At 58.7% G+C, this 20912-nt stretch carries 19 protein-coding genes; 17 read left to right on the forward strand and 2 right to left on the reverse strand.

What is annotated here, in order from left to right; translation table 11 throughout:
* Positions 1 to 3 precede the first annotated feature (3 nt).
* The 8 genes from dnaE to ispD all read left to right on the forward strand — a co-directional run bounded on the left by dnaE (position 4) and on the right by ispD (position 11406).
* A complete protein-coding gene (dnaE, locus tag AD669_RS05550; RefSeq protein WP_053117642.1) occupies positions 4 to 3525 on the forward strand; it encodes a DNA polymerase III subunit alpha in 3522 nt (1173 codons plus the stop codon).
* Positions 3526 to 3664: 139 nt separating this feature from the next.
* Positions 3665 to 4612 (forward strand): acetyl-CoA carboxylase carboxyltransferase subunit alpha, encoded by a 948-nt coding sequence (locus tag AD669_RS05555; protein ID WP_053117644.1) that lies wholly within the window; start codon positions 3665 to 3667, stop codon positions 4610 to 4612.
* Between the two features lie 108 nt (positions 4613 to 4720).
* The gene (gene tilS / locus AD669_RS05560; RefSeq protein ID WP_053117646.1) at positions 4721 to 6049 is read left to right on the forward strand and encodes a tRNA lysidine(34) synthetase TilS; all 1329 of its coding nucleotides are present in this window, start codon (positions 4721 to 4723) and stop codon (positions 6047 to 6049) included.
* A gap of 274 nt (positions 6050 to 6323) precedes the next feature.
* Positions 6324 to 7955, forward strand: a complete 1632-nt coding sequence (locus AD669_RS05565) for a CTP synthase (RefSeq protein ID WP_053117648.1) — start codon at positions 6324 to 6326, stop codon at positions 7953 to 7955.
* Between the two features lie 5 nt (positions 7956 to 7960).
* Positions 7961 to 8806: a 3-deoxy-8-phosphooctulonate synthase gene (gene kdsA / locus AD669_RS05570; RefSeq protein WP_008081720.1), complete on the forward strand. Its 846-nt coding sequence runs from the start codon at positions 7961 to 7963 to the stop codon at positions 8804 to 8806.
* 156 nt (positions 8807 to 8962) lie between these two features.
* Positions 8963 to 10252 carry a phosphopyruvate hydratase gene (gene eno / locus AD669_RS05575; RefSeq protein WP_007908839.1) on the forward strand — a complete coding sequence of 430 codons (1290 nt, stop codon included), beginning with the start codon at positions 8963 to 8965 and terminating at the stop codon, positions 10250 to 10252.
* Between the two features lie 171 nt (positions 10253 to 10423).
* Entirely contained in the window at positions 10424 to 10702 is a 279-nt protein-coding gene (gene ftsB / locus AD669_RS05580; protein ID WP_003222158.1) for a cell division protein FtsB, read from the forward strand.
* Positions 10699 to 11406: a 2-C-methyl-D-erythritol 4-phosphate cytidylyltransferase gene (gene ispD / locus AD669_RS05585; RefSeq protein WP_053117650.1), complete on the forward strand. Its 708-nt coding sequence runs from the start codon at positions 10699 to 10701 to the stop codon at positions 11404 to 11406. The genes ftsB and ispD overlap by 4 nt, the downstream gene beginning before the upstream one ends.
* An 86-nt stretch (positions 11407 to 11492) precedes the next feature.
* Here ispD and AD669_RS05590 read toward each other — a convergent pair whose 3' ends face one another.
* A complete protein-coding gene (locus AD669_RS05590; protein ID WP_053117652.1) occupies positions 11493 to 12389 on the reverse strand; it encodes a LysR substrate-binding domain-containing protein in 897 nt (298 codons plus the stop codon).
* A 116-nt stretch (positions 12390 to 12505) separates the two neighbouring features.
* Between AD669_RS05590 and AD669_RS05595 the strand changes: the two genes are divergently transcribed.
* The 9 genes from AD669_RS05595 (at position 12506) to AD669_RS28550 (ending at position 19941) form a co-directional block, all read left to right on the forward strand.
* The gene (locus tag AD669_RS05595) at positions 12506 to 13618 is read left to right on the forward strand and encodes an S-(hydroxymethyl)glutathione dehydrogenase/class III alcohol dehydrogenase (protein WP_007908835.1); all 1113 of its coding nucleotides are present in this window, start codon (positions 12506 to 12508) and stop codon (positions 13616 to 13618) included.
* A 65-nt stretch (positions 13619 to 13683) separates the two neighbouring features.
* Positions 13684 to 14529 carry an S-formylglutathione hydrolase gene (gene fghA, locus AD669_RS05600; RefSeq protein ID WP_053117654.1) on the forward strand — a complete coding sequence of 282 codons (846 nt, stop codon included), beginning with the start codon at positions 13684 to 13686 and terminating at the stop codon, positions 14527 to 14529.
* 44 nt (positions 14530 to 14573) lie between these two features.
* The gene (ispF, locus tag AD669_RS05605) at positions 14574 to 15047 is read left to right on the forward strand and encodes a 2-C-methyl-D-erythritol 2,4-cyclodiphosphate synthase (RefSeq protein ID WP_053117656.1); all 474 of its coding nucleotides are present in this window, start codon (positions 14574 to 14576) and stop codon (positions 15045 to 15047) included.
* Entirely contained in the window at positions 15044 to 16102 is a 1059-nt protein-coding gene (truD, locus tag AD669_RS05610; RefSeq protein WP_053117657.1) for a tRNA pseudouridine(13) synthase TruD, read from the forward strand. Before ispF ends, truD begins: the two co-directional genes overlap by 4 nt.
* On the forward strand, positions 16090 to 16839 hold the full coding sequence (gene surE, locus AD669_RS05615; protein ID WP_008081730.1) for a 5'/3'-nucleotidase SurE: 750 nt from the start codon (positions 16090 to 16092) through the stop codon (positions 16837 to 16839). The genes truD and surE overlap by 13 nt, the downstream gene beginning before the upstream one ends.
* A 41-nt stretch (positions 16840 to 16880) precedes the next feature.
* Positions 16881 to 17516 carry a protein-L-isoaspartate(D-aspartate) O-methyltransferase gene (locus tag AD669_RS05620; protein WP_172680082.1) on the forward strand — a complete coding sequence of 212 codons (636 nt, stop codon included), beginning with the start codon at positions 16881 to 16883 and terminating at the stop codon, positions 17514 to 17516.
* Positions 17517 to 17728: 212 nt separating this feature from the next.
* Positions 17729 to 18598 carry a peptidoglycan DD-metalloendopeptidase family protein gene (locus AD669_RS05625; RefSeq protein ID WP_053117660.1) on the forward strand — a complete coding sequence of 290 codons (870 nt, stop codon included), beginning with the start codon at positions 17729 to 17731 and terminating at the stop codon, positions 18596 to 18598.
* Positions 18599 to 18704: 106 nt separating this feature from the next.
* Positions 18705 to 19712 carry an RNA polymerase sigma factor RpoS gene (gene rpoS / locus AD669_RS05630; protein WP_053117662.1) on the forward strand — a complete coding sequence of 336 codons (1008 nt, stop codon included), beginning with the start codon at positions 18705 to 18707 and terminating at the stop codon, positions 19710 to 19712.
* Between the two features lie 67 nt (positions 19713 to 19779).
* On the forward strand, positions 19780 to 19941 hold the full coding sequence (locus tag AD669_RS28550; RefSeq protein WP_172680074.1) for a hypothetical protein: 162 nt from the start codon (positions 19780 to 19782) through the stop codon (positions 19939 to 19941).
* 493 nt (positions 19942 to 20434) lie between these two features.
* Here the strand turns inward: AD669_RS28550 and fdxA are convergent, their stop codons facing one another.
* Entirely contained in the window at positions 20435 to 20758 is a 324-nt protein-coding gene (gene fdxA, locus AD669_RS05635) for a ferredoxin FdxA (RefSeq protein WP_008077096.1), read from the reverse strand.
* Positions 20759 to 20912 lie beyond the last annotated feature (154 nt).

Here is a 20912-nt window from a genome sequence, read left to right on the forward strand (position 1 = left end):
ACTATGCCGGCTTCATTCGTTCATCTACGCCTGCACACTGAATACTCGCTGGTCGACGGGCTGGTGCGGATCAAGCCGCTGGTCAAGGCGCTGACCGCCATGAACATGCCGGCGGTCGCGGTCACCGACCAGAACAACATGTGCTCCCTGGTCAAATTCTATAAAAACACCATGGGCGCCGGCATCAAGCCGATCTGCGGCGCCGACCTGTGGCTGTCGAACAAAGATCCGGACGCGCCGCTGAGCCGTCTCAGCCTGTTGGTGATGAACGCCAAGGGCTATCGCAACCTCACCGAGTTGATCTCGCGCGGCTTCATTGAAGGCCAGCGCAACGGCATGATCATCATCGAGCGTGAGTGGGTCGCTGAAGCCAACGAAGGCCTGATCATGTTGTCCGCCGCCAAAGAGGGCGAGATCGGCATGGCCCTGATCAGTGGCAACCCGGCTGAAGCCGAGGCCCTGACGCGCGAATGGATGGCGGTGTTCCCGGATCGCTTCTATCTGGAAATCCAGCGCACCAACCGTCCCAACGATGAAGAACAACTGCACGGCGCCGTGGCGCTGGCCGACAAACTCGGCGCGCCGTTGGTGGCGAGCAACGATGTGCGCTTCATCAAGCAGGAAGACTTCGCCGCCCACGAAACCCGCGTGTGCATCGGTGAGGGCCGCGCGCTCGACGACCCGCGTCGTTCGAAGAATTACAGCGATCAGCAATACCTGAAAAGCGCCGAGGAGATGATCGAGCTGTTCAGCGATATTCCCGACGCGATTGAAAACACCGTCGAGATCGCCAAGCGCTGCAACATCGACGTGAAACTGGGCACGCACTTCCTGCCCAACTTCCCGATCCCCGATGGCATGACCATCGACGAATATTTCCGCAAAGTCTCCTTCGACGGTCTCGAAGAGCGATTGGCGGTGCTGCTGCCCAAAGACACCACCGAAGACTACGAAGCCAAGCGTCAGGTCTATGTTGATCGCTTGAATTTCGAGCTGGATATCATCATCCAGATGGGCTTCCCCGGTTACTTCCTGATCGTTATGGACTTTATCCAGTGGGCCAAGAGCAACGGCGTGCCGGTAGGCCCTGGCCGTGGTTCGGGTGCCGGTTCGCTGGTGGCCTACGTGCAGAAGATCACCGACCTCGACCCGCTGGAATACGATCTGCTGTTCGAACGTTTCCTTAACCCGGAACGGGTATCGATGCCCGACTTCGACGTCGACTTCTGCATGGACGGTCGTGACCGCGTGATCGATTACGTGGCCGAGAAGTACGGGCGCAACGCGGTAAGCCAGATCATCACTTTCGGTTCCATGGCCGCCAAGGCTGTGGTGCGCGACGTGGCGCGGGTGCAGGGCAAGTCTTACGGTCTGGCGGATCGTCTGTCGAAGATGATTCCGTTCGAAGTCGGCATGACTCTGGAAAAAGCCTACGAGCAGGAAGAAATCCTCCGTGACTTCATCAAGGTCGATGAAGAGGCCGCCGAAATCTGGGAGATGGCGCGCAAGCTCGAAGGCGTGGTGCGTAACGTCGGTAAACACGCCGGTGGTGTGGTTATCGCGCCGACCAAGCTGACTGACTTCTCGCCGATCTATTGCGACGAGGCCGGTGACGGTCTGGTAACCCAGTTCGACAAGGACGACGTTGAAGCCGCCGGTCTGGTGAAGTTCGACTTCCTCGGTCTGCGGACGCTGACGGTCATCGACTGGGCGCTGAAGACCATCAACCGCGACCGCGCCAAGGTCGACGAGCCGCCGCTGGACATCGCGTTCATTCCGCTCGACGACAAGCCGACTTACACGCTGTTGCAAAAAGCTGAAACCACCGCGGTGTTCCAGCTTGAGTCGCGAGGCATGAAAGAGCTGATCAAAAAGCTCAAGCCCGACTGTCTGGAAGACTTGATCGCACTGGTGGCCCTGTTCCGTCCGGGCCCGTTGCAGTCCGGCATGGTTGATGACTTTATCAACCGTAAGCACGGTCGCGCCGAGCTGGCGTATCCGCACTCCGACTATCAATACGAAGGCCTCAAGCCGGTATTGGCGCCGACGTACGGCATCATCCTGTATCAAGAACAGGTGATGCAGATTGCCCAGGTCATGGCCGGTTACACCCTCGGCGGTGCGGACATGCTCCGTCGGGCGATGGGTAAGAAAAAGCCCGAAGAAATGGCCAAGCAGCGCGGCGGTTTTATTGAAGGTTGCAAGACCAACAATATCGAAGCCGACCTCGCCGGTAACATTTTCGACCTGGTGGAAAAATTCGCCGGTTACGGTTTCAACAAATCTCACTCTGCCGCTTACGGCTTGGTCTCTTACCAGACCGCCTGGCTAAAAACCCACTACCCGGCGCCGTTCATGGCCGCGGTACTGTCGGCGGACATGCACAACACCGACAAGGTCGTGACCTTGATCGAAGAAATTCGCACCATGAAGCTGCGTCTCGACGCGCCGGATGTGAATACTTCGGAGTTCAAGTTCACGGTGAACGACGAAGGCCGCATCATTTATGGCCTCGGCGCGATCAAGGGTGTGGGCGAGGGTCCGGTCGAGGCGATCACTGAGGCGCGCGCGGACGGGCCGTTCAAGGATCTTTTCGATTTCTGCGCCCGTGTCGACCTCAAACGCATCAACAAGCGCACCCTCGACGGTTTGATCCGCAGCGGGGCGCTGGATCGTCTCGGCCCGTTCTTCCATGAAGAGCAAAAGGCTTATCAGGCCAACATCGACCGCAACCGTGCGGTGCTGTTGGCCGCGATGGAAGAAGCGATCAAATCCGCCGAGCAGACGGCGCGCACTCACGACAGTGGTCACGCCGACCTGTTTGGCGGCTTGTTCGTCGAGGAAGATGCCGACGTTTACGCGGTGCATCGCAAGGCCAAAGAGCTGACCCTCAAAGAACGCCTCAAAGGTGAAAAAGACACCCTGGGCCTGTACCTGACCGGTCACCCGATTGACGAGTACGAAGGTGAGATCCGCCGGTTCGCCCGTCAGCGCATCATTGACCTGAAACCGGCGCGCGACACGCAGACCGTGGCCGGGATGATCATTGCCCTGCGCGTGATGAAGAACAAGAAGGGCGACAAGATGGGCTTCATCACCCTCGACGACCGTTCGGGGCGAATCGAGGCGTCGCTGTTCGCCGATGCGTTCCACTCCGCGCAGTCACTGTTGCAGACCGACGCGATGGTGGTGGTCGAAGGCGAGGTCAGCAACGATGACTTCTCCGGCGGCCTGCGCCTGCGGGTCAAGCGTGTGATGAGCATGGAAGATGCGCGCACCAACCTTGCCGAGAGCCTGCGCCTGAAGCTGCAAACCCAGGATCTGAAAGGCGATCAGCTACGCTGGTTGGGTGATTTGCTCAAGCGCCATCGCGGCGCGTGCCCGGTGACCATGGAGTACACCAGCCCCGATGCGAAGACCTTGCTGCAGTTTGGCGAGACGTGGCGAATCGACCCGGCGGATGCCTTGATTCAGGCTCTGCGTGACCAGTTCGGGCGAGACAACGTCTTCCTCCAATACCGTTGACCGGCGAGTGCCATCATTGCACTTGCCCGAAACCTGAATTTTTAATCTCGACCTCAGCGCGCCTCTCCCTTAAGGTAGGGCGCGAATAGACAAACGGCCGGCCCAAGCTTATTTGGGACTCGACCCAAGACGGACGCCTATGAACCCGAATTTTCTAGATTTCGAACAGCCGATCGCCGACCTGCAAGCCAAGATCGAAGAGTTGCGCTTGGTCGGTAATGACAATTCGCTGAATATCGGCGATGAGATCTCCCGCCTGCAGGACAAGAGCAAAACGCTGACCGAAGACATTTTCGGCAAGCTGACCAGCTGGCAGATCGCACGCCTGGCGCGTCACCCGAAACGCCCGTACACCCTCGACTACATCGAGCACATCTTCACCGAGTTCGACGAACTGCACGGCGACCGTCACTTCTCTGACGACGCCGCCATCGTTGGCGGTATCGCCCGTCTGGAAGACCAGCCGGTGATGATCATCGGTCACCAGAAAGGCCGCGAAGTGCGCGAGAAGGTTCGCCGCAACTTCGGCATGCCGCGTCCGGAAGGCTACCGCAAGGCGTGCCGTCTGATGGAGATGGCCGAGCGTTTCAAAATGCCGATCCTGACCTTCATCGACACCCCGGGTGCCTACCCTGGGATCGACGCTGAAGAGCGCAACCAGAGCGAAGCGATCGCCTGGAACCTGCGTGTGATGTCGCGCCTGAAAACCCCGATCATCGCCACCGTTATCGGTGAGGGTGGCTCCGGCGGTGCTCTGGCGATTGGCGTCTGCGATCAGTTGAACATGCTGCAGTACTCGACCTACGCGGTGATCTCGCCGGAAGGTTGCGCATCGATTCTGTGGAAAACCGCCGAAAAAGCGCCGGATGCTGCTGAAGCGATGGGCATCACCGCTGAGCGTCTGAAAGGCCTGGGCATTGTCGACAAGGTGATTGGCGAGCCTCTGGGCGGCGCCCACCGTGATCCAGCGACTGCCGCTGCTTCGATCCGTGCCGAGCTGAGTTCGCAACTGGCGATGCTGAAGAAGTTCGATAACGAAGCGCTGTTGAAGCGCCGTTATGATCGACTGATGAGCTACGGCCTCTAAGTCGAACGCAATACCCCTGTAGGAGCTGCCGAAGGCTGCGATCTTTCAAGATCAAAAGATCGCAGCCTTCGGCAGCTCCTACAGGATCCTTGAGAAGCGACCCTCTCTATGAATTCTTCGAAGAGTGATTTGCCTTCCCGGCTTCTGCTGAACCTTGAGCCCTGGCGCAATGCCGCTCATTGGCGTATCGCCTTCTCCGGTGGTCTCGACTCCACCGTCCTGCTGCATCTGCTGGCCTCTCTGGCAAAATCCGATTCCCTCCCGCCGCTAAGCGCTGTCCATATCCATCACGGCCTTCAGGCTGCGGCTGATGCGTGGCCGCAACATTGCCAAGCCGTTTGCGATGCGCTGGGTGTTCCGTTGCTGATCGAGCGGGTTACGGTGCAACCGGGTGCGAGTCTGGAGCGAGCAGCACGGGATGCGCGTTACGCGGTGTTCAGTTCGCTGACGCAGACCAATGATCTGTTGCTGACCGGGCAGCATCGCGATGATCAGGCGGAGACGCTGTTATTTCGCCTGTTGCGTGGCGCCGGTGTACGCGGATTGTCCGCAATGCCGGCGCAGCGGCCGGTGGGGCAGGGCACGCTGGTTCGGCCGCTGCTGGACATCTCCCGCGCCGAACTGGAAGCGTACGCGCAGACACATCAATTAACCTGGATCGAAGACCCGTCCAATCAGGATCGGCAATTCTCGCGCAACTATCTGCGCCATCAGGTCATGCCGCTGCTGACCGGGCGCTGGCCGCAAGCGCAGGCGAGCATGGCCCGCAGTGCCGCGCATCTGCGTGAGGCGCAGGGGCTGCTCGATGAACTGGCGCAGATCGATCTGGCACAAGCGAACACCCCGCACGATTTCGAATGGCTGGGTTTGCCGTCGCTGGAACTGGCGCCACTCGCCGCACTGTCCGCCGCGCGCCAACGCAACGCGATCAGCCATTGGCTCGAAGCCTTCACCCAACTGCCGGATAGCGACCATTGGTCGGGTTGGACGGATCTGTGCGAAGCGGCTTCCGATGCTTCGCCTATCTGGCGTCTGGCCAATGGCGAATTGCATCGCAGCGCCGGACGTGTGTGGTGGCTCAGCGGCCACTGGTTGCGCACGCCGATGATCGGCGCTGACTGGCAAGTGCCGTCTTCACCGCTACGCTTGGCCGATAATGGCCGTGTCATTTTCGCTGGGCATACTCCTTGCGGATCATTGCGCATCGCCTATCGTCAGGGCGGCGAAGTGATGCATTTGGCGGATCGCGGTCATCGTGATCTCAAACGCCTGCTCAATGAGCGCGCGGTGCCGGGTTTTGTGCGTGGCAGATTGCCGCTGCTGTTTCGCGGTGACGAATTGCTCGCGGTGGCGAACCTGCCGGGGCTTGATGGCAATGGGCAGGACGGCTGGAAATTGCATTGGCAGCCAACAGGCGAAGATCTGGGTTTGAGCTGAAAGGAGCATTCCGGTAGACTACGCTCCCTTCTTGATACAACTTCTGTGGATTCGCCTGAATTGCAGGAGTTGCCGATTACCAAGCAGTCTTTGCTGGGCGATTCCAAAAAATGTGTAGCGAGCAACGTACCGGTGTTTCATCTGCCGGTCTGTCCCAACGCGGCGGTTTTTTTGAAAGGTGCACTGTGATTAATGCAGGTGATCGGGGGCTTCGGCCTTCCTTCGCTTCCCCCGGCGGCTCGGACCGCTTTAACGCAGACTTCTAGGGTTTTTCATGACGCGCTACATATTCGTCACGGGCGGTGTTGTTTCTTCTTTGGGGAAAGGCATTGCATCGGCTTCATTGGCAGCCATCCTGGAGGCGCGGGGACTTAAGGTCACCATGCTGAAGCTGGATCCGTACATCAACGTTGACCCGGGCACCATGAGCCCGTTCCAGCACGGCGAAGTGTTCGTCACCCACGACGGCGCCGAGACCGACCTGGATCTGGGCCACTACGAGCGGTTCATCCGCACGACCATGACCCAGAACAACAACTTCACCACTGGCCGTGTTTACGAACACGTGCTGCGCAAAGAGCGCCGTGGTGATTACCTGGGTGCAACCATCCAGGTGATTCCGCACATCACCGACGAAATCAAGCGCCGCATCATCAAGGGTGCTGGCGACGCTGACGTGGCGATGGTTGAAATCGGTGGCACCGTCGGTGACATCGAGTCGCAACCGTTCCTCGAAGCGATCCGCCAACTGCGTTTCGAAGTCGGCGCCAAGCGCGCAATGCTGATGCACCTGACTCTGGTGCCGTACATCGCCACTGCCGGCGAGACCAAAACCAAGCCAACCCAGCATTCGGTGAAAGAACTGCGTTCGATCGGCCTGCAGCCAGACGTACTGGTGTGCCGTTCCGATCACCCGATCGACATCTCGTCGCGTCGCAAGATCGCTCAGTTCACCAACGTTGAAGAACGTGCGGTGATCGCGCTGGAAGACGCCGATACCATCTACAAGATCCCTGGCATCCTGCACTCGCAGGGTCTGGACGATTTCGTCGTTGAGCGTTTCGGTCTGCAGTGCGGCAGCGCTGATCTGTCCGAGTGGGAAGCGGTGGTTGACGCCAAGCTGAACCCGGAACACGAAGTGACCATCGCCATGGTCGGCAAGTACATGGAGCTGCTGGACGCCTACAAGTCGCTGATCGAAGCGATGAGTCATGCCGGCATCAGCAACCGCACCAAGGTCAACCTGCGTTACATCGATTCCGAAGACATCGAAAACCAGGGCACTGCGCTGCTCGAAGGTGTCGACGCGATCCTCGTACCGGGCGGCTTCGGTCTGCGCGGCGTGGAAGGCAAGATCACCGCCGTTCAGTACGCTCGTGAGAACAAGGTTCCATACCTGGGCATCTGCCTCGGCATGCAAGTGGCGGTCATCGAGTTCGCCCGTAACGTGATGGGCTGGAAAGACGCCAACTCCACCGAGTTCGACCGCGCCAGCGGCCACCCGGTTGTGGGTCTGATCACCGAATGGGAAGACGCGACCGGCGCTGTTGAAGTGCGTACCGAAGCGTCCGATCTGGGCGGCACCATGCGCCTCGGCGCTCAGGAATGCCTGCTTGAAGCCGGCTCCAAGGTGCACGACTGCTACGCCAAGGATGTGATCGTCGAGCGTCACCGTCACCGTTACGAAGTGAACAACAAGCTGCTGCCACAACTGATCGAAGCCGGCCTGAAAATCTCCGGTCGCTCGGCTGACGCAGCGCTGGTTGAAGTGGTAGAAGCGGCCGATCACCCATGGTTCGTTGCTTGCCAGTTCCACCCTGAGTTCACCTCGACACCACGCGATGGCCACCCGCTGTTCAGCGGTTTCGTCAAAGCAGCGTTGGCTCAACACCAGAAGAAGGCGTAACCCCGATGGCACAGAAGATCATCCGCGTCGGCGACATCGAGATTGCCAACGACAAACCCATGGTGCTGTTCGGCGGCATGAACGTGCTGGAAAGCCGTGACATGGCCATGCAGGTTTGCGAAGAGTACGTAAAGGTCACCGAAAAACTCGGTATCCCTTACGTGTTCAAGGCCAGTTTCGACAAGGCCAACCGGTCTTCTGTGCATTCGTATCGTGGCCCTGGCCTGGAAGAAGGCATGCGCATCTTCCAGGACATCAAACAAGCCTTCGGCGTACCGATCATCACCGACGTCCACGAGCCTGATCAGGCCGCGGTCGTCGCTGAGGTCTGCGACATCATTCAACTGCCGGCCTTCCTGTCGCGCCAGACCGATCTGGTCGTCGCGATGGCCAAGACCAACGCAGTGATCAATATCAAGAAAGCCCAGTTCCTCGCGCCTCAGGAAATGAAACACATCCTGAGCAAGTGCGTGGAAGCGGGTAATGACCAACTGATCCTCTGCGAGCGTGGTTCGAGTTTCGGCTACAACAACCTCGTGGTCGACATGCTCGGCTTCGGCATCATGAAGCAGTTCGAGTATCCGGTTTTCTTCGACGTGACCCACGCGCTGCAAATGCCAGGCGGTCGTTCCGACTCCGCTGGCGGTCGCCGTGCGCAGGTGCTGGATCTGGCCAAGGCGGGCATGAGCCAGTCGCTGGCGGGTCTGTTCCTCGAAGCACATCCGGATCCGGACAACGCCAAATGCGACGGCCCTTGCGCCTTGCGTCTGGACAAACTGGAGCCATTTCTGGCCCAGCTCAAAGCTTTGGACGAACTGGTGAAGAGTTTTCCGACGGTAGAAACCGCGTAACACTCAATTCTCCGGTAAAGTACCGCACGATTTGTCGCACATGCCCTCGGGCATGTGCGTTGTCGTCTGCAAGCTGCCCGCTGCACACCACTTGCCGACGGTAAAAAGATTTCCTCTAGCTGCGTCGTTTTCGTCAACTTTGGAGTGTTTACAACAATGGCAAAAATCGTCGACATCAAAGGTCGTGAAGTTCTCGACTCCCGTGGCAATCCCACCGTGGAAGCGGACGTGCTTCTCGACAACGGCATCATCGGCAGCGCTTGCGCGCCGTCCGGTGCATCCACTGGCTCGCGTGAAGCGCTCGAGCTGCGTGATGGCGACAAGAGCCGTTATCTGGGCAAAGGCGTACTGAAAGCAGTCGCCAACATCAACGGCCCGATCCGCGATCTGCTGCTGGGCACCGACCCAAGCGACCAGAAAGCGCTGGATCACGCGATGATCAAGCTCGACGGTACCGAAAACAAAGCGACCCTGGGCGCCAACGCCATCCTCGCCGTATCCCTGGCGGCGGCCAAGGCTGCTGCACAGGATCAGGATCTGCCGTTGTACGCACACATCGCCAACCTCAACGGCACTCCGGGTGTTTACTCGATGCCGGTGCCGATGATGAACATCATCAACGGTGGCGAGCACGCCGATAACAACGTCGACATCCAGGAATTCATGGTACAGCCGGTTGGCGCCAAGTCTTTCTCGGAAGGTCTGCGCATGGGCACCGAGATTTTCCATCACTTGAAAGCTGTGCTGAAGGCCCGTGGCCTGAGCACTGCCGTTGGCGACGAAGGCGGTTTCGCACCGAACCTGGCGTCCAACGAAGACGCGCTGAAAGTTATCTCCGAAGCGGTGGCCAACGCCGGTTACAAGCTGGGCACTGACGTGACCCTGGCGCTGGACTGCGCGGCGAGCGAATTCTACGAAGACGGCAAGTACAACCTGTCCGGCGAAGGCCAGGTGTTCACCGCTGAAGGTTTCGCTGATTACCTGAAGGGCCTGACCGAACGTTATCCGATCATCTCGATCGAAGACGGTCTGGACGAGTCCGACTGGGCTGGCTGGAAAATCCTCACCGACAAGATCGGCGAGAAGGTGCAACTGGTGGGCGACGACCTGTTCGTGACCAACACCAAGATCCTGAAAGAGGGCATCGATAAAAACATCGCCAACTCGATCCTGATCAAGTTCAACCAGATCGGCACTCTGACCGAAACGCTGGAAGCCATCCAGATGGCCAAGGCTGCCGGTTACACTGCAGTGATCTCGCACCGTTCGGGCGAAACCGAAGATTCGACCATCGCCGACCTGGCTGTGGGCACCTCGGCTGGCCAGATCAAAACCGGTTCGCTGTGCCGTTCCGACCGCGTTTCCAAGTACAACCAACTGCTGCGTATCGAAGAGCAGTTGAATGGCAAAGCCAAGTACAACGGTCGCTCCGAGTTTCGCGGTTAAGCCGTAGATGGTAAAAAGACACCGGATTGTGTCGGAAAAGTCGTGACAGCGATGGATTTGCCACTAATCTGATGCCTTATATGCACAAGCCTGGATCTTCCAGGCTTCGTGCTATCAGATGCTTCAAAGTTTTGGCATGGCTGTCTTTTTTCACTGGATACCTGATATTCGATGCGCAGTCCCTACTGGTTGTTTCTCGTTTTGCTCTTGCTGCTGGCCGGTCTGCAGTACCGCCTGTGGGTGGGCAATGGCAGTCTGGCGCAAGTCGCCGAGCTGAATCAGCAGATTGCTGATCAACACGCCGAGAACGAAGCCCTGCTGGAGCGCAATCGGGTGATGGACGCTGAAGTCAGCGAGCTGAAGAAAGGCATGGAGACCGTTGAAGAACGCGCTCGCCATGAGTTGGGCATGGTCAAGGACGGCGAAACCCTTTACCAGTTGGCCCAATGATCAATTCCCTGCCGGCCTTCTGGGCCGTGATTCCTGCCGCGGGCGTCGGAGCCCGAATGGCCGCGGATCGTCCCAAGCAATACCTGCAACTGGGCGGACGCACAATTCTCGAACACAGCCTCGGCTGTTTCCTCGATCACCCAAGCCTGCAAGGGTTGGTGGTCAGTCTTGCTGTTGATGATCCTTACTGGCCGAACCTGGCGTGCGCAAGCGACTCGCGAATTCAGCGGGTTGACGGCGGGGCCGAGCGATCGGCTTCGGTGCTCAATGCCTTGCTGCACTTGCATGCGCAGGGTGCCGATGATGACGATTGGGTGCTGGTGCACGATGCGGCGCGGCCGAATCTGAGTCGCGATGATCTCGACAAGCTGCTTGCTGAACTGATGGATGACCCGGTCGGCGGTTTGCTCGCCGTGCCGGCACGCGATACGTTGAAGCGGGTCGACAAGCACGGTCGTGTGCTTGAAACCGTCGATCGCAGTGTGATCTGGCAGGCGTATACGCCGCAGATGTTTCGTCTTGGGGCGTTGCATCGGGCGCTGGCGGACAGTCTGGTCGCGGATGCTGTGATTACTGACGAAGCGTCAGCGATGGAGTGGGCGGGGCTGAAGCCGCGACTGATCGAAGGGCGCGCGGATAACCTCAAGGTTACGCGGCCGGAAGATCTGGAGTGGTTGCGCCAGCGTTGGGCTAACCGCCGCTAAAAGATCAAAAGATCGCAGCCTTCGGCAGCTCCTACATGGATCGCATGCTTTTGTAGGAGCTGCCGAAGGCTGCGATCTTTTGCTTTTCAACCTCGATACTCCGGCCGCTCAGCCAACCCCTCCTTCAAAAAATCCACCAATTTGCGCACCTTCGGCGACAAATGCCGCTGCTGCGGATACAACGCCCACACCGCCGTATTCGGCGGCTGATGCGCCTCCAGCAGCGAAATCAACGCACCACTGTGCAGATGCTCCAGTACGTAATAATCCGGCAACTGACACAACCCGACGCCCTGCAACGCCGCGTCCAGCACCGCTTGCCCACTGTTGCAGCGCCAGTTTCCCTGCACCCGCTGAGAAAATTCCCGCCCGTTCTGTTCCAGTTGCCAGACGTCCGAGCTGCCGATCAGGCAATTATGCCGGCTCAATTCCGACAAACTATGTGGGCGTCCATACCGTTCGAGGTAGGACGGTGACGCACACAGGTACATGCGCCGAGGTGCCAGCCGTGCGGCGACCAAGCGCGAATCCTGTAACCGACCCAACCGAATCGCCAGATCCAGCCCTTCATGCACCAGATCGAGTTGGCGATTGCTCAGCTCGATATCGATGCGCAACTGCGGATACAGCCCCATAAACCGCGTCACCAGCGGCACGATAAAGCGTTCGCCGTATGCCACCGCGCAGGTCATGCGCAGCATGCCTTTCGGTTCGCTGGTCAGGTCGCCGACCGCGCGCAATGCTTCCTCGCGACCATCCTGCAAACGTTGGCAATGCTGGAGGAAAGTCTGCCCGGCCTCGGTCAGCGTCACCCGGCGGGTACTGCGATAGAGCAGACGCGTCTGCAAACGCTCTTCCAGTCGTACGATTTGTCGACTGACGTGGGAGGAAGAAACCCCAAGGCGTTCGGCCGCAGCGGTGAATTGGCTGCACTCGGCGACGGCGACGAACTCGTCGATGCCTTCCCAGCGGTTCTCGGACATTGGATTATCCCTGTACGGCAATAATATTTTGCATTTGTCCGGATTATTCATCAGCTAGCGCTGAACTACACTCGCTGTCTGGTTTTTTTATTCATTGGATTCACTGGAGAGTCAGCATGATCAAGTCGCGCGCCGCCGTTGCCTTCGAGGCCAAAAAGCCGCTGGAAATCGTAGAAGTCGATGTCGCCATGCCCAAGGCCGGTGAAGTATTGCTGCGCGTCGTCGCCTCCGGTGTTTGCCACACTGACGCCTACACCCTGTCCGGCGCAGACCCGGAAGGCATCTTCCCGTCGATCCTTGGCCACGAAGGTGGCGCCATCGTTGAAGCCATCGGCGAGGGCGTGACCTCGGTTGCCGTTGGCGATCACGTGATTCCGCTGTACACCCCGGAATGCGGTCAGTGCAAATTCTGTAAGTCGGGCAAGACCAACCTGTGTCAGGCGATTCGCGCGACTCAAGGCAAAGGTCTGATGCCGGACGGCACTTCGCGCTTTTCCTACAAGGGCGAAACGATTTTCCACTACATGGGTACTTCGACATTCTCGGAATACACCGTGCTGCCGGAAATCTCCGTAGCGAAGATTTCCAAAGACGCCCCGCTGGAAAAGGTTTGCCTGCTCGGTTGCGGCGTTACCACCGGCATTGGCGCAGTGCTCAACACTGCCAAGGTGAAACCGGGTGACACCGTGGCCATCTTCGGTCTGGGCGGTATTGGTCTGTCTGCGGTGATCGGCGCTGTGAAAGCCAAGGCTGCGCGCATCATCGCCATCGACATCAACCCGGCCAAGTTCGAGATCGCCAAGCAGCTCGGTGCCACCGACTGCGTGAACCCGAAAGATTTCGATCGCCCGATTCAGGAAGTGATCGTCGACATGACCGATGGCGGCGTCGACTTCTCCTTCGAATGCATCGGCAACGTGCAATTGATGCGCGCCGCGCTTGAGTGCTGCCACAAAGGTTGGGGCGAATCCGTCATCATCGGCGTGGCCGGTGCCGGCCAGGAAATCGCCACCCGTCCATTCCAGTTAGTCACCGGTCGCGTCTGGCGCGGTTCGGCATTCGGCGGCGTGCGCGGCCGTACCGAGTTGCCAAGCTACGTCGACATGGCGCAAAGCGGCGAGATCCCGCTGGATACTTTCATCACCCACACCATGGGCCTGGAAGACATCAACAAAGCGTTCGACCTGATGCACGAAGGCAAGAGCATCCGTACCGTCATTCATTTCTGATCAATCGCCGGGATATGGCGACACGTCGTGAAGGCGTGTTGCCGTGACCGCGTAGGAGTCTTTACATGAGTCTGGAAAACATCTCCTGTCAGAAAAGTTTTGGCGGCTGGCACAAGCGTTACCGCCATCGCTCCGATGTGCTCGGTTGCGACATGGTGTTCGCCGTGTACCTCCCGCCGCAAGCGGAGCAGGGCGGCAAATTGCCGGTGCTGTACTGGCTGTCCGGCCTGACCTGCACCGACGAGAACTTTATGCACAAGGCTGGCGCCCTGCGCATGGCCGCCGAGCTTGGTCTGATCATCGTCGCGCCCGACACCAGTCCGCGTGGCCCGGATGTGCCGGGCGATCCGGATGGCGCCTGGGATTTCGGTCTCGGTGCCGGCTTCTATCTGAATGCCACGCAGGAACCTTGGTCGCGGCACTATCGGATGCATGACTATGTCGTGCAGGAATTGCCTTCACTGGTTGAAGCGCATTTCCCCGCGTCGGACAAGCGCAGCATCAGCGGCCACTCCATGGGCGGCCACGGTGCGTTGGTTTGTGCGTTGCGCAACCCGGGACGTTACCAATCGGTGTCAGCCTTTTCGCCGATCAACAACCCGATGGATTGCCCGTGGGGGCAGAAAGCGTTTTCGCGTTATCTGGGCGAGGATCGTTCGAAATGGAAAGAGTGGGATGCCTGCGCACTGATCGCTGAAGCGGATGAACAATTGCCGCTTCTGGTTGATCAAGGTGATCGCGACGACTTCCTTGAAAAACAGCTGAAACCCGAAGCCCTGCAACAAGCGGCAAAACAAGCGGGCCATCCGCTGACATTGCGTCTGCAACCGGGCTACGACCACAGCTATTTCTTCATCGCGAGCTTCATTGACGACCACTTGCAACATCATGCACGCGCCCTCAAGGGCTAATGCGGGTAGAATCACGCCCTGACAAAAATCGGGGCGTTTTTTTTATGCGTATTGGCCACGGCTATGATGTGCATCGTTTCGCTGAAGGCGATTTCATTACTCTGGGCGGCGTGCGCATTGCACACAGCTTCGGGCTGCTCGCTCATTCCGACGGTGACGTCCTGCTGCACGCCTTGAGCGATGCCTTGCTCGGTGCTGCGGCGCTGGGTGATATCGGCAAACACTTCCCGGACACCGACCCGCAATTCAAGGGCGCCGACAGCCGAGCGTTGCTGCGGCATGTGGTCGCGCTGATCCACGCCAAAGGCTGGAAGGTCGGCAACGTCGACAACACCATCGTTGCCCAGGCACCGAAAATGGCCCCGCATATCGAATTGATGCGCGCGCTGATCGCGGCGGATCTTCAAGTTGAGTTGGATCAAGTGAACGTGAAAGCTACCACCACCGAAAAGCTTGGCTTTGTCGGTCGCGAAGAAGGCATCGCCGTGCACTCCGTTGCCTTGTTGCTGCGCGCATGAATGAACTGCAACTGCTCGGCCCGCGTGCCTATGGCGAACCCCTCGGCACGGCGGTACTGAAAGCCATCGCTGAAGATTTTCAGGTCGATGAAGTCCTCGACATCCCGTTCAGCGGCGACGGCGAACACCTGTGGATCTGGGTGGAAAAACGTGGCCTCAACACCGAAGAAGCCGCACGGCGTATTGCCAAGGCTGCCGGCGTGCCGTTGCGCACCGTCAGCTATGCCGGCCTCAAGGATCGGCAGGCGCTGACCCGTCAGTGGTTCAGCGTGCAATTGCCGGGCAAGGCTGATCCGGATCTGTCGGCGGCGGAAAACGACACGCTGAAGATCCTCAAGACCACGCGCCACAAGCGCAAGCTGCAACGCGGCGCACACTCGGCCAACGGTTTCACCTTGCGCCTGACCCAGTTCGCTGGCGACAAAGACGCGATCGAACAACGTTTGCAACTGATCGCCAAGCAAGGCATTCCCAATTATTTCGGCGCCCAGCGTTTCGGCCATGACGGCGGTAACGTTGTTGATGCGCGTGGGTGGGCGGCGCGCAAAGCCTTGCCGGAGCAGCGCAACGTGCGTTCGCGCCTGCTGTCGACGGCACGCAGTTTCCTGTTCAATCAGGTGCTGGCAGCGCGTGTGGCCGATGGCACCTGGCAGCAAGCGCAAGTCGGTGATCTGCTCGCATTCACCGACAGTCGCAGCTTTTTCCCCGCCGGTGAAGCTGAATGCAGCGACCCGCGTCTGGCGATTCTCGATCTGCATCCGACGGGCCCGCAATGGGGCGAAGGTGACTCGCCGACCGCAGGCGTTGTCCATGAACTGGAGCAGGGGATTGCCGCGCGCGAAGCGGAGCTGCGCGATTGGTTGATTCACGCCGGCATGAGCCACGAGCGTCGCATCCTGCGGCTGCCCATTGGCGGGTTGACGTGGCATTATCCCCAGCCTGACATTCTGCAACTGGAATTCGTCCTCCCGGCCGGATGCTTTGCCACCGTATTGGTGCGCGAGCTCGTTGATCTGGTGCCGGTGGGGCAGACGGACAGCCCATGCGTATTCTGATTTCTAACGACGATGGGGTAACCGCACCCGGTCTTGCCGCGCTTTATGCTGCGCTGGCGGATTACACCGAATGCGTGGTTATCGCCCCGGAGCAGGACAAAAGTGGCGCCAGCAGTTCGCTGACGCTCGACCGTCCGTTGCACCCGCAATACCTGGCCAACGGCTTTATCAGCCTCAACGGCACCCCGACTGACTGCGTGCACCTGGGCCTCAATGGCTTGCTGGAACGCCAGCCGGACATGGTCGTGTCGGGCATCAATCTCGGCGCCAATCTGGGCGACGATGTGCTGTATTCCGGAACCGTGGCAGCGGCCCTCGAAGGGCGCTTCCTCGAACGTCCGTCGTTCGCTTTTTCGCTGGTCTCGCGTCAGGTGGACAATCTGCCGACAGCGGCGTACTTCGCGCGCAAACTGGTCGAGGCCCACGCCGGGCTCGATCTGCCGCCGCGCACGGTGCTCAACGTGAACATTCCGAATCTGCCGATCGACCATATTCGCGGCATTCAGTTGACCCGTCTCGGCCATCGCGCCCGGGCGGCGGCGCCGATGAAAGTGGTCGATCCGCGTGGCAAGGCCGGTTACTGGATTGCTGCCGCCGGCGACGCTGAAGACGGCGGCCCGGGCACCGATTTCCATGCGGTGATGCAGGGCTACGTTTCCATCACCCCGTTGCAGCTTGATCGCACCTTCAACGATGCCTTCAGAAGTCTCGACGGCTGGCTGGAGGGACTGCGCTGATGGCTCGCGAACACGACGACAGACTGCGCAGCGGCATCGGCATGACCTCCCAGCGCACGCGGGAGCGCCTGATCCAGCGTCTGTATGAAGAAGGCGTGTCGAACGCCAAGGTACTCGAAGTGATTCGCCGCACGCCGCGCCATCTGTTCGTCGATGAAGCGCTGGCGCATCGCGCATACGAAGACACGGCACTGCCGATCGGCCACAACCAGACCATTTCCCAGCCTTATATGGTGGCGCGCATGAGCGAGCTGCTGCTCGAGGCCGGGCCGCTGGATAAAGTGATGGAGATCGGCACCGGTTCCGGTTACCAGACGGCGGTGTTGTCGCAACTGGTCGAGCGAGTTTTTTCGGTTGAGCGGATCAAGGTTTTGCAGGATCGGGCCAAGGAACGCCTGGTCGAGTTGAACCTGCGCAATGTGGTGTTTCGTTGGGGCGATGGCTGGGAAGGCTGGCCGGCTCTGGCGCCGTACAACGGCATCATCGTAACCGCCGTGGCCACCGATGTGCCGCAAGCCTTGCTGGATCAATTGGCCCCGGGCGGGCGCATGGTGATTCCGGTTGGCTCCGGCGAAGTTCAGCAATTGCTGTTGATCGTGCGTGAAGAAAACGGTTTTTCCCGTCACGTTCTGGGGGCGGTGCGCTTCGTTCCATTGCTCAACGGGCCGTTGGCCTGAGCATTTGTTCGCCGCTGTTGAATTCCTTTCAACGGCTCCGGTCTTACACCGGCGATAGCGGATTAAACGTAGCGTATTGCCAGCTGGCAAACGTGTGCGCGAAGCGATTTCGCTTCATTAAGGGTAAAGCTGAATCTGCCCGTTATACTTGCGACAGTTCATGCCGAGATCCGGCATTCCAAATTTTTCAGCCACCACAAAGGGAGCGGCGGGTGAGTCTCACAGTCATTGCGCAGCGTATGGGTAACACGAGCTTTCAGCGCCTGGTGACTGGCCTTGTCTTGAGCACCTTGCTGGTCGGTTGCTCCAGCACCAAATCGAGCAACGTGAGTGTCGTCGATCGCAACAAGGCGGTCGCCCAGCGTCCGACAGTGACGACCGGGCAGTACGTAGTCCGTCCGGGCGATACGATGTTTTCGATCGCTTTTCGCTACGGCTGGGACTACAAAGCCCTCGCCGCCCGGAACAATATTCCTACGCCGTATACGATCCATCCGGGTCAGACAATTCGCTTTGACGGGCGCACCGGTTCAACGTCGAGCGCGGTGGTAAGCAACTCGAGTTCTTCGCCTTCTTCGTCGAGCAAAACCACGGTAATCCGGCGCCAGGCGAATGGCACGACGACCACCACAACCACCGGTTCTACGGGCGCTGCACCGTCCGTCGCGAATAAGCAAACCCCCGCTCCGATGCCTCCTGCAGGCCCGGCCCCGACCGGCTGGGGATGGCCATCTAATGGCATTCTCATTGGAAAATTCTCTTCAAACGGTAGTTTGAATAAAGGAATTGATATCGCCGGGGATTTGGGACAGCCTGTTTTAGCTGCGTCTGATGGGACGGTGGTTTACGCCGGGAGTGGCTTAAGGGGCTACGGCGAATTAGTCATCATCAAACACAGCGAAACCTACGTCAGTGCTTACGGTCACAACCGCAGGCTGTTGGTTCGGGAGGGTCAGCAGGTCAAGGTCGGACAGACAATTGCCGAAATGGGGTCAACGGGTACAGACCGGGTGAAACTGCATTTTGAGATTCGCCGCCAAGGTAAACCTGTAGATCCACTGCAGTTCCTGCCACGACGTTGATTTGTCATCCAGCCTGTTCCGTCGCGTAGAGGGGACAGGCTCCAGCGTTGCCAAGGATAAAGGCGTCGCTTGAGCTTGGGGTCGAACTCACCAAAGGACTATAACAATGGCTCTCAGTAAAGAAGTGCCGGAGTTTGACATCGACGATGAGGTTCTCCTTATGGAGGCCGGCATCGAGTCGGATTCGATGTCGAATGATGAAGGGGCTGCACCGCCTTCCGTTCGTGCCAAATCCAAACAATCTGCGACACTCAAACAGCATAAGTACATCGACTACACGCGGGCACTCGATGCCACGCAGTTGTATCTCAACGAAATCGGCTTTTCCCCATTGCTCTCTCCGGAAGAAGAAGTTCATTTTGCGCGCTTGTCGCAAAGTGGCGACCCTGCCGGACGCAAGCGCATGATCGAAAGTAACCTGCGGCTGGTGGTAAAAATCGCCCGGCGTTACGTCAATCGGGGGCTGTCGCTGCTGGATCTGATCGAAGAGGGCAACCTCGGATTGATCCGCGCGGTGGAAAAGTTCGACCCCGAGCGCGGCTTCCGCTTCTCGACCTACGCCACCTGGTGGATTCGTCAAACCATCGAGCGCGCCATCATGAATCAGACCCGGACCATCCGGTTGCCGATTCATGTGGTCAAGGAGCTAAACGTGTACCTGCGGGCTGCACGCGAGCTGACGCAAAAACTCGACCACGAACCTTCACCCGAAGAAATCGCCAACCTGCTGGAAAAACCGGTGGGCGAGGTCAAGCGCATGCTCGGCCTCAACGAACGGGTTTCTTCGGTCGACGTCTCGCTGGGTCCGGATTCGGATAAAACCCTGCTGGACACCCTGACGGATGATCGTCCGACCGATCCATGTGAACTGCTGCAGGATGACGACCTGTCGCAGAGCATCGATCAATGGCTCTCGGAACTGACCGACAAGCAGCGCGAGGTGGTGATTCGCCGCTTCGGCCTGCGCGGCCACGAGAGCAGTACGCTGGAAGATGTAGGCCTGGAGATCGGCCTGACGCGCGAGCGGGTGCGGCAGATCCAGGTAGAGGGCCTCAAGCGCCTTCGCGAAATCCTTGAGAAGAATGGCCTGTCGAGCGAGTCGCTGTTCCAGTAAGCGCCTCACACGACCGCCCGCAAAAAGCCCCGACTGGTTCGGGGCTTTTTGTTGCCTGCAGCTTTTGATGTTGTTGCTGTTGCTGTTGCTGTTGCTGTTGCTGTTGCTGTTGCTGTTGCTGTTGCTGTTGCTGTTGCTGTTGCTGTTGCTGTTGCTGTTGCTGTTGCTGTTGCTGTTGCTGTTGCTGTTGCTGTTGCTGTTGCGGTTGCTGTTGCTGTTGCTTTTGTAGGAGCTGCCGAAGGCTGCGATCTTTTGATTCTGCTTTTTAAAATCAAGGTCAAAAGATCGCAGCCTTCGGCAGCTCCTACACGGGAGGGTTTGTAGTTTGCTGCTGTAAGCCTTGGCTTACTCTTTCGTAGGTGTTCGTTATTTTTACACTTCGGCAGACGCCCATTCAGTCAGTCCGCGATCGGTAACCTACTGACTAGTAAGCTTATTTTGAAATATGAAGCGGTTATGACAAACGCTTTCGGCACGGAAGGCCGATTGCCCCCGCCGCAGAACCCTCTAGTATTCAGGTTGTGTCGACGGACAGACACGCCCTTCAAGGAAGAAGGGAATGGACATTGCAGGATGCGATTCATCAGGACGATGAAAAGGAATACAGGGATTAGGGAAAAAATGTGGGCGGGTCAAACCGCCCCTTTTTTTGCCCGCAGAAAAGTAAATCGCAGACAAACAAAAAGGCCCGCAAGGGGCCTTTTATTCGAGCGCGTGACAGATCAGCGTTCGAGGTCTTTGATCTTGCCTTTGACGCCATCCCACTCTTCGGCATCCGGCAGCGATTCTTTCTTCTCGGTGATGTTTGGCCAGATTTCAGCCAGATCAACGTTGAGCTGGATGAATTCCTGCATCTCTTCCGGAACTTCGTCCTCGGAGAAAATGGCCACGGCCGGGCATTCTGGTTCGCACAGGGCGCAGTCGATGCACTCATCCGGGTGAATCACCAGGAAGTTCGGGCCTTCGTAAAAGCAGTCCACCGGACAGACTTCTACGCAGTCGGTGTACTTGCACTTGATGCAGTTGTCGGTGACGACGAAGGTCATTTCTAATTTTCTCCTCAGGCGGCGGCAGCGTTGCCCCTTCACGGTTGGGGTCGCCAGGTTCGGGAGCGATACCTGCTGGCCAGGCTATTAGCCAGCAGCATCCCAAACCGCGCGAGATTCTAACAGCTTGAAGCCGTTTGCGTTATATCCGCTT

It is taken from the genome of Pseudomonas sp. P1.31, assembly GCF_001269815.1.
GTDB classification, from domain to species: domain Bacteria; phylum Pseudomonadota; class Gammaproteobacteria; order Pseudomonadales; family Pseudomonadaceae; genus Aquipseudomonas; species Aquipseudomonas rustica.

Bases quoted from the DNA above. Each gene is read 5' to 3' on its own strand.
- kdsA (WP_008081720.1), top strand. From the start codon at position 7,961: ATGGCACAGAAGATCATCCGCGTCGGCGACATCGAGATTGCCAACGAC.
- ispF (WP_053117656.1), top strand. From the start codon at position 14,574: ATGCGTATTGGCCACGGCTATGATGTGCATCGTTTCGCTGAAGGCGAT.
- tilS (WP_053117646.1), top strand. From the start codon at position 4,721: ATGAATTCTTCGAAGAGTGATTTGCCTTCCCGGCTTCTGCTGAACCTT.
- rpoS (WP_053117662.1), top strand. From the start codon at position 18,705: ATGGCTCTCAGTAAAGAAGTGCCGGAGTTTGACATCGACGATGAGGTT.
- ftsB (WP_003222158.1), top strand. From the start codon at position 10,424: ATGCGCAGTCCCTACTGGTTGTTTCTCGTTTTGCTCTTGCTGCTGGCC.
- fdxA (WP_008077096.1), bottom strand. From the start codon at position 20,758: ATGACCTTCGTCGTCACCGACAACTGCATCAAGTGCAAGTACACCGAC.
- AD669_RS05620 (WP_172680082.1), top strand. From the start codon at position 16,881: ATGACCTCCCAGCGCACGCGGGAGCGCCTGATCCAGCGTCTGTATGAA.
- fghA (WP_053117654.1), top strand. From the start codon at position 13,684: ATGAGTCTGGAAAACATCTCCTGTCAGAAAAGTTTTGGCGGCTGGCAC.
- AD669_RS28550 (WP_172680074.1), top strand. From the start codon at position 19,780: ATGTTGTTGCTGTTGCTGTTGCTGTTGCTGTTGCTGTTGCTGTTGCTG.
- truD (WP_053117657.1), top strand. From the start codon at position 15,044: ATGAATGAACTGCAACTGCTCGGCCCGCGTGCCTATGGCGAACCCCTC.
- ispD (WP_053117650.1), top strand. From the start codon at position 10,699: ATGATCAATTCCCTGCCGGCCTTCTGGGCCGTGATTCCTGCCGCGGGC.
- AD669_RS05595 (WP_007908835.1), top strand. From the start codon at position 12,506: ATGATCAAGTCGCGCGCCGCCGTTGCCTTCGAGGCCAAAAAGCCGCTG.
- AD669_RS05555 (WP_053117644.1), top strand. From the start codon at position 3,665: ATGAACCCGAATTTTCTAGATTTCGAACAGCCGATCGCCGACCTGCAA.
- eno (WP_007908839.1), top strand. From the start codon at position 8,963: ATGGCAAAAATCGTCGACATCAAAGGTCGTGAAGTTCTCGACTCCCGT.
- dnaE (WP_053117642.1), top strand. From the start codon at position 4: ATGCCGGCTTCATTCGTTCATCTACGCCTGCACACTGAATACTCGCTG.
- AD669_RS05590 (WP_053117652.1), bottom strand. From the start codon at position 12,389: ATGTCCGAGAACCGCTGGGAAGGCATCGACGAGTTCGTCGCCGTCGCC.
- surE (WP_008081730.1), top strand. From the start codon at position 16,090: ATGCGTATTCTGATTTCTAACGACGATGGGGTAACCGCACCCGGTCTT.
- AD669_RS05565 (WP_053117648.1), top strand. From the start codon at position 6,324: ATGACGCGCTACATATTCGTCACGGGCGGTGTTGTTTCTTCTTTGGGG.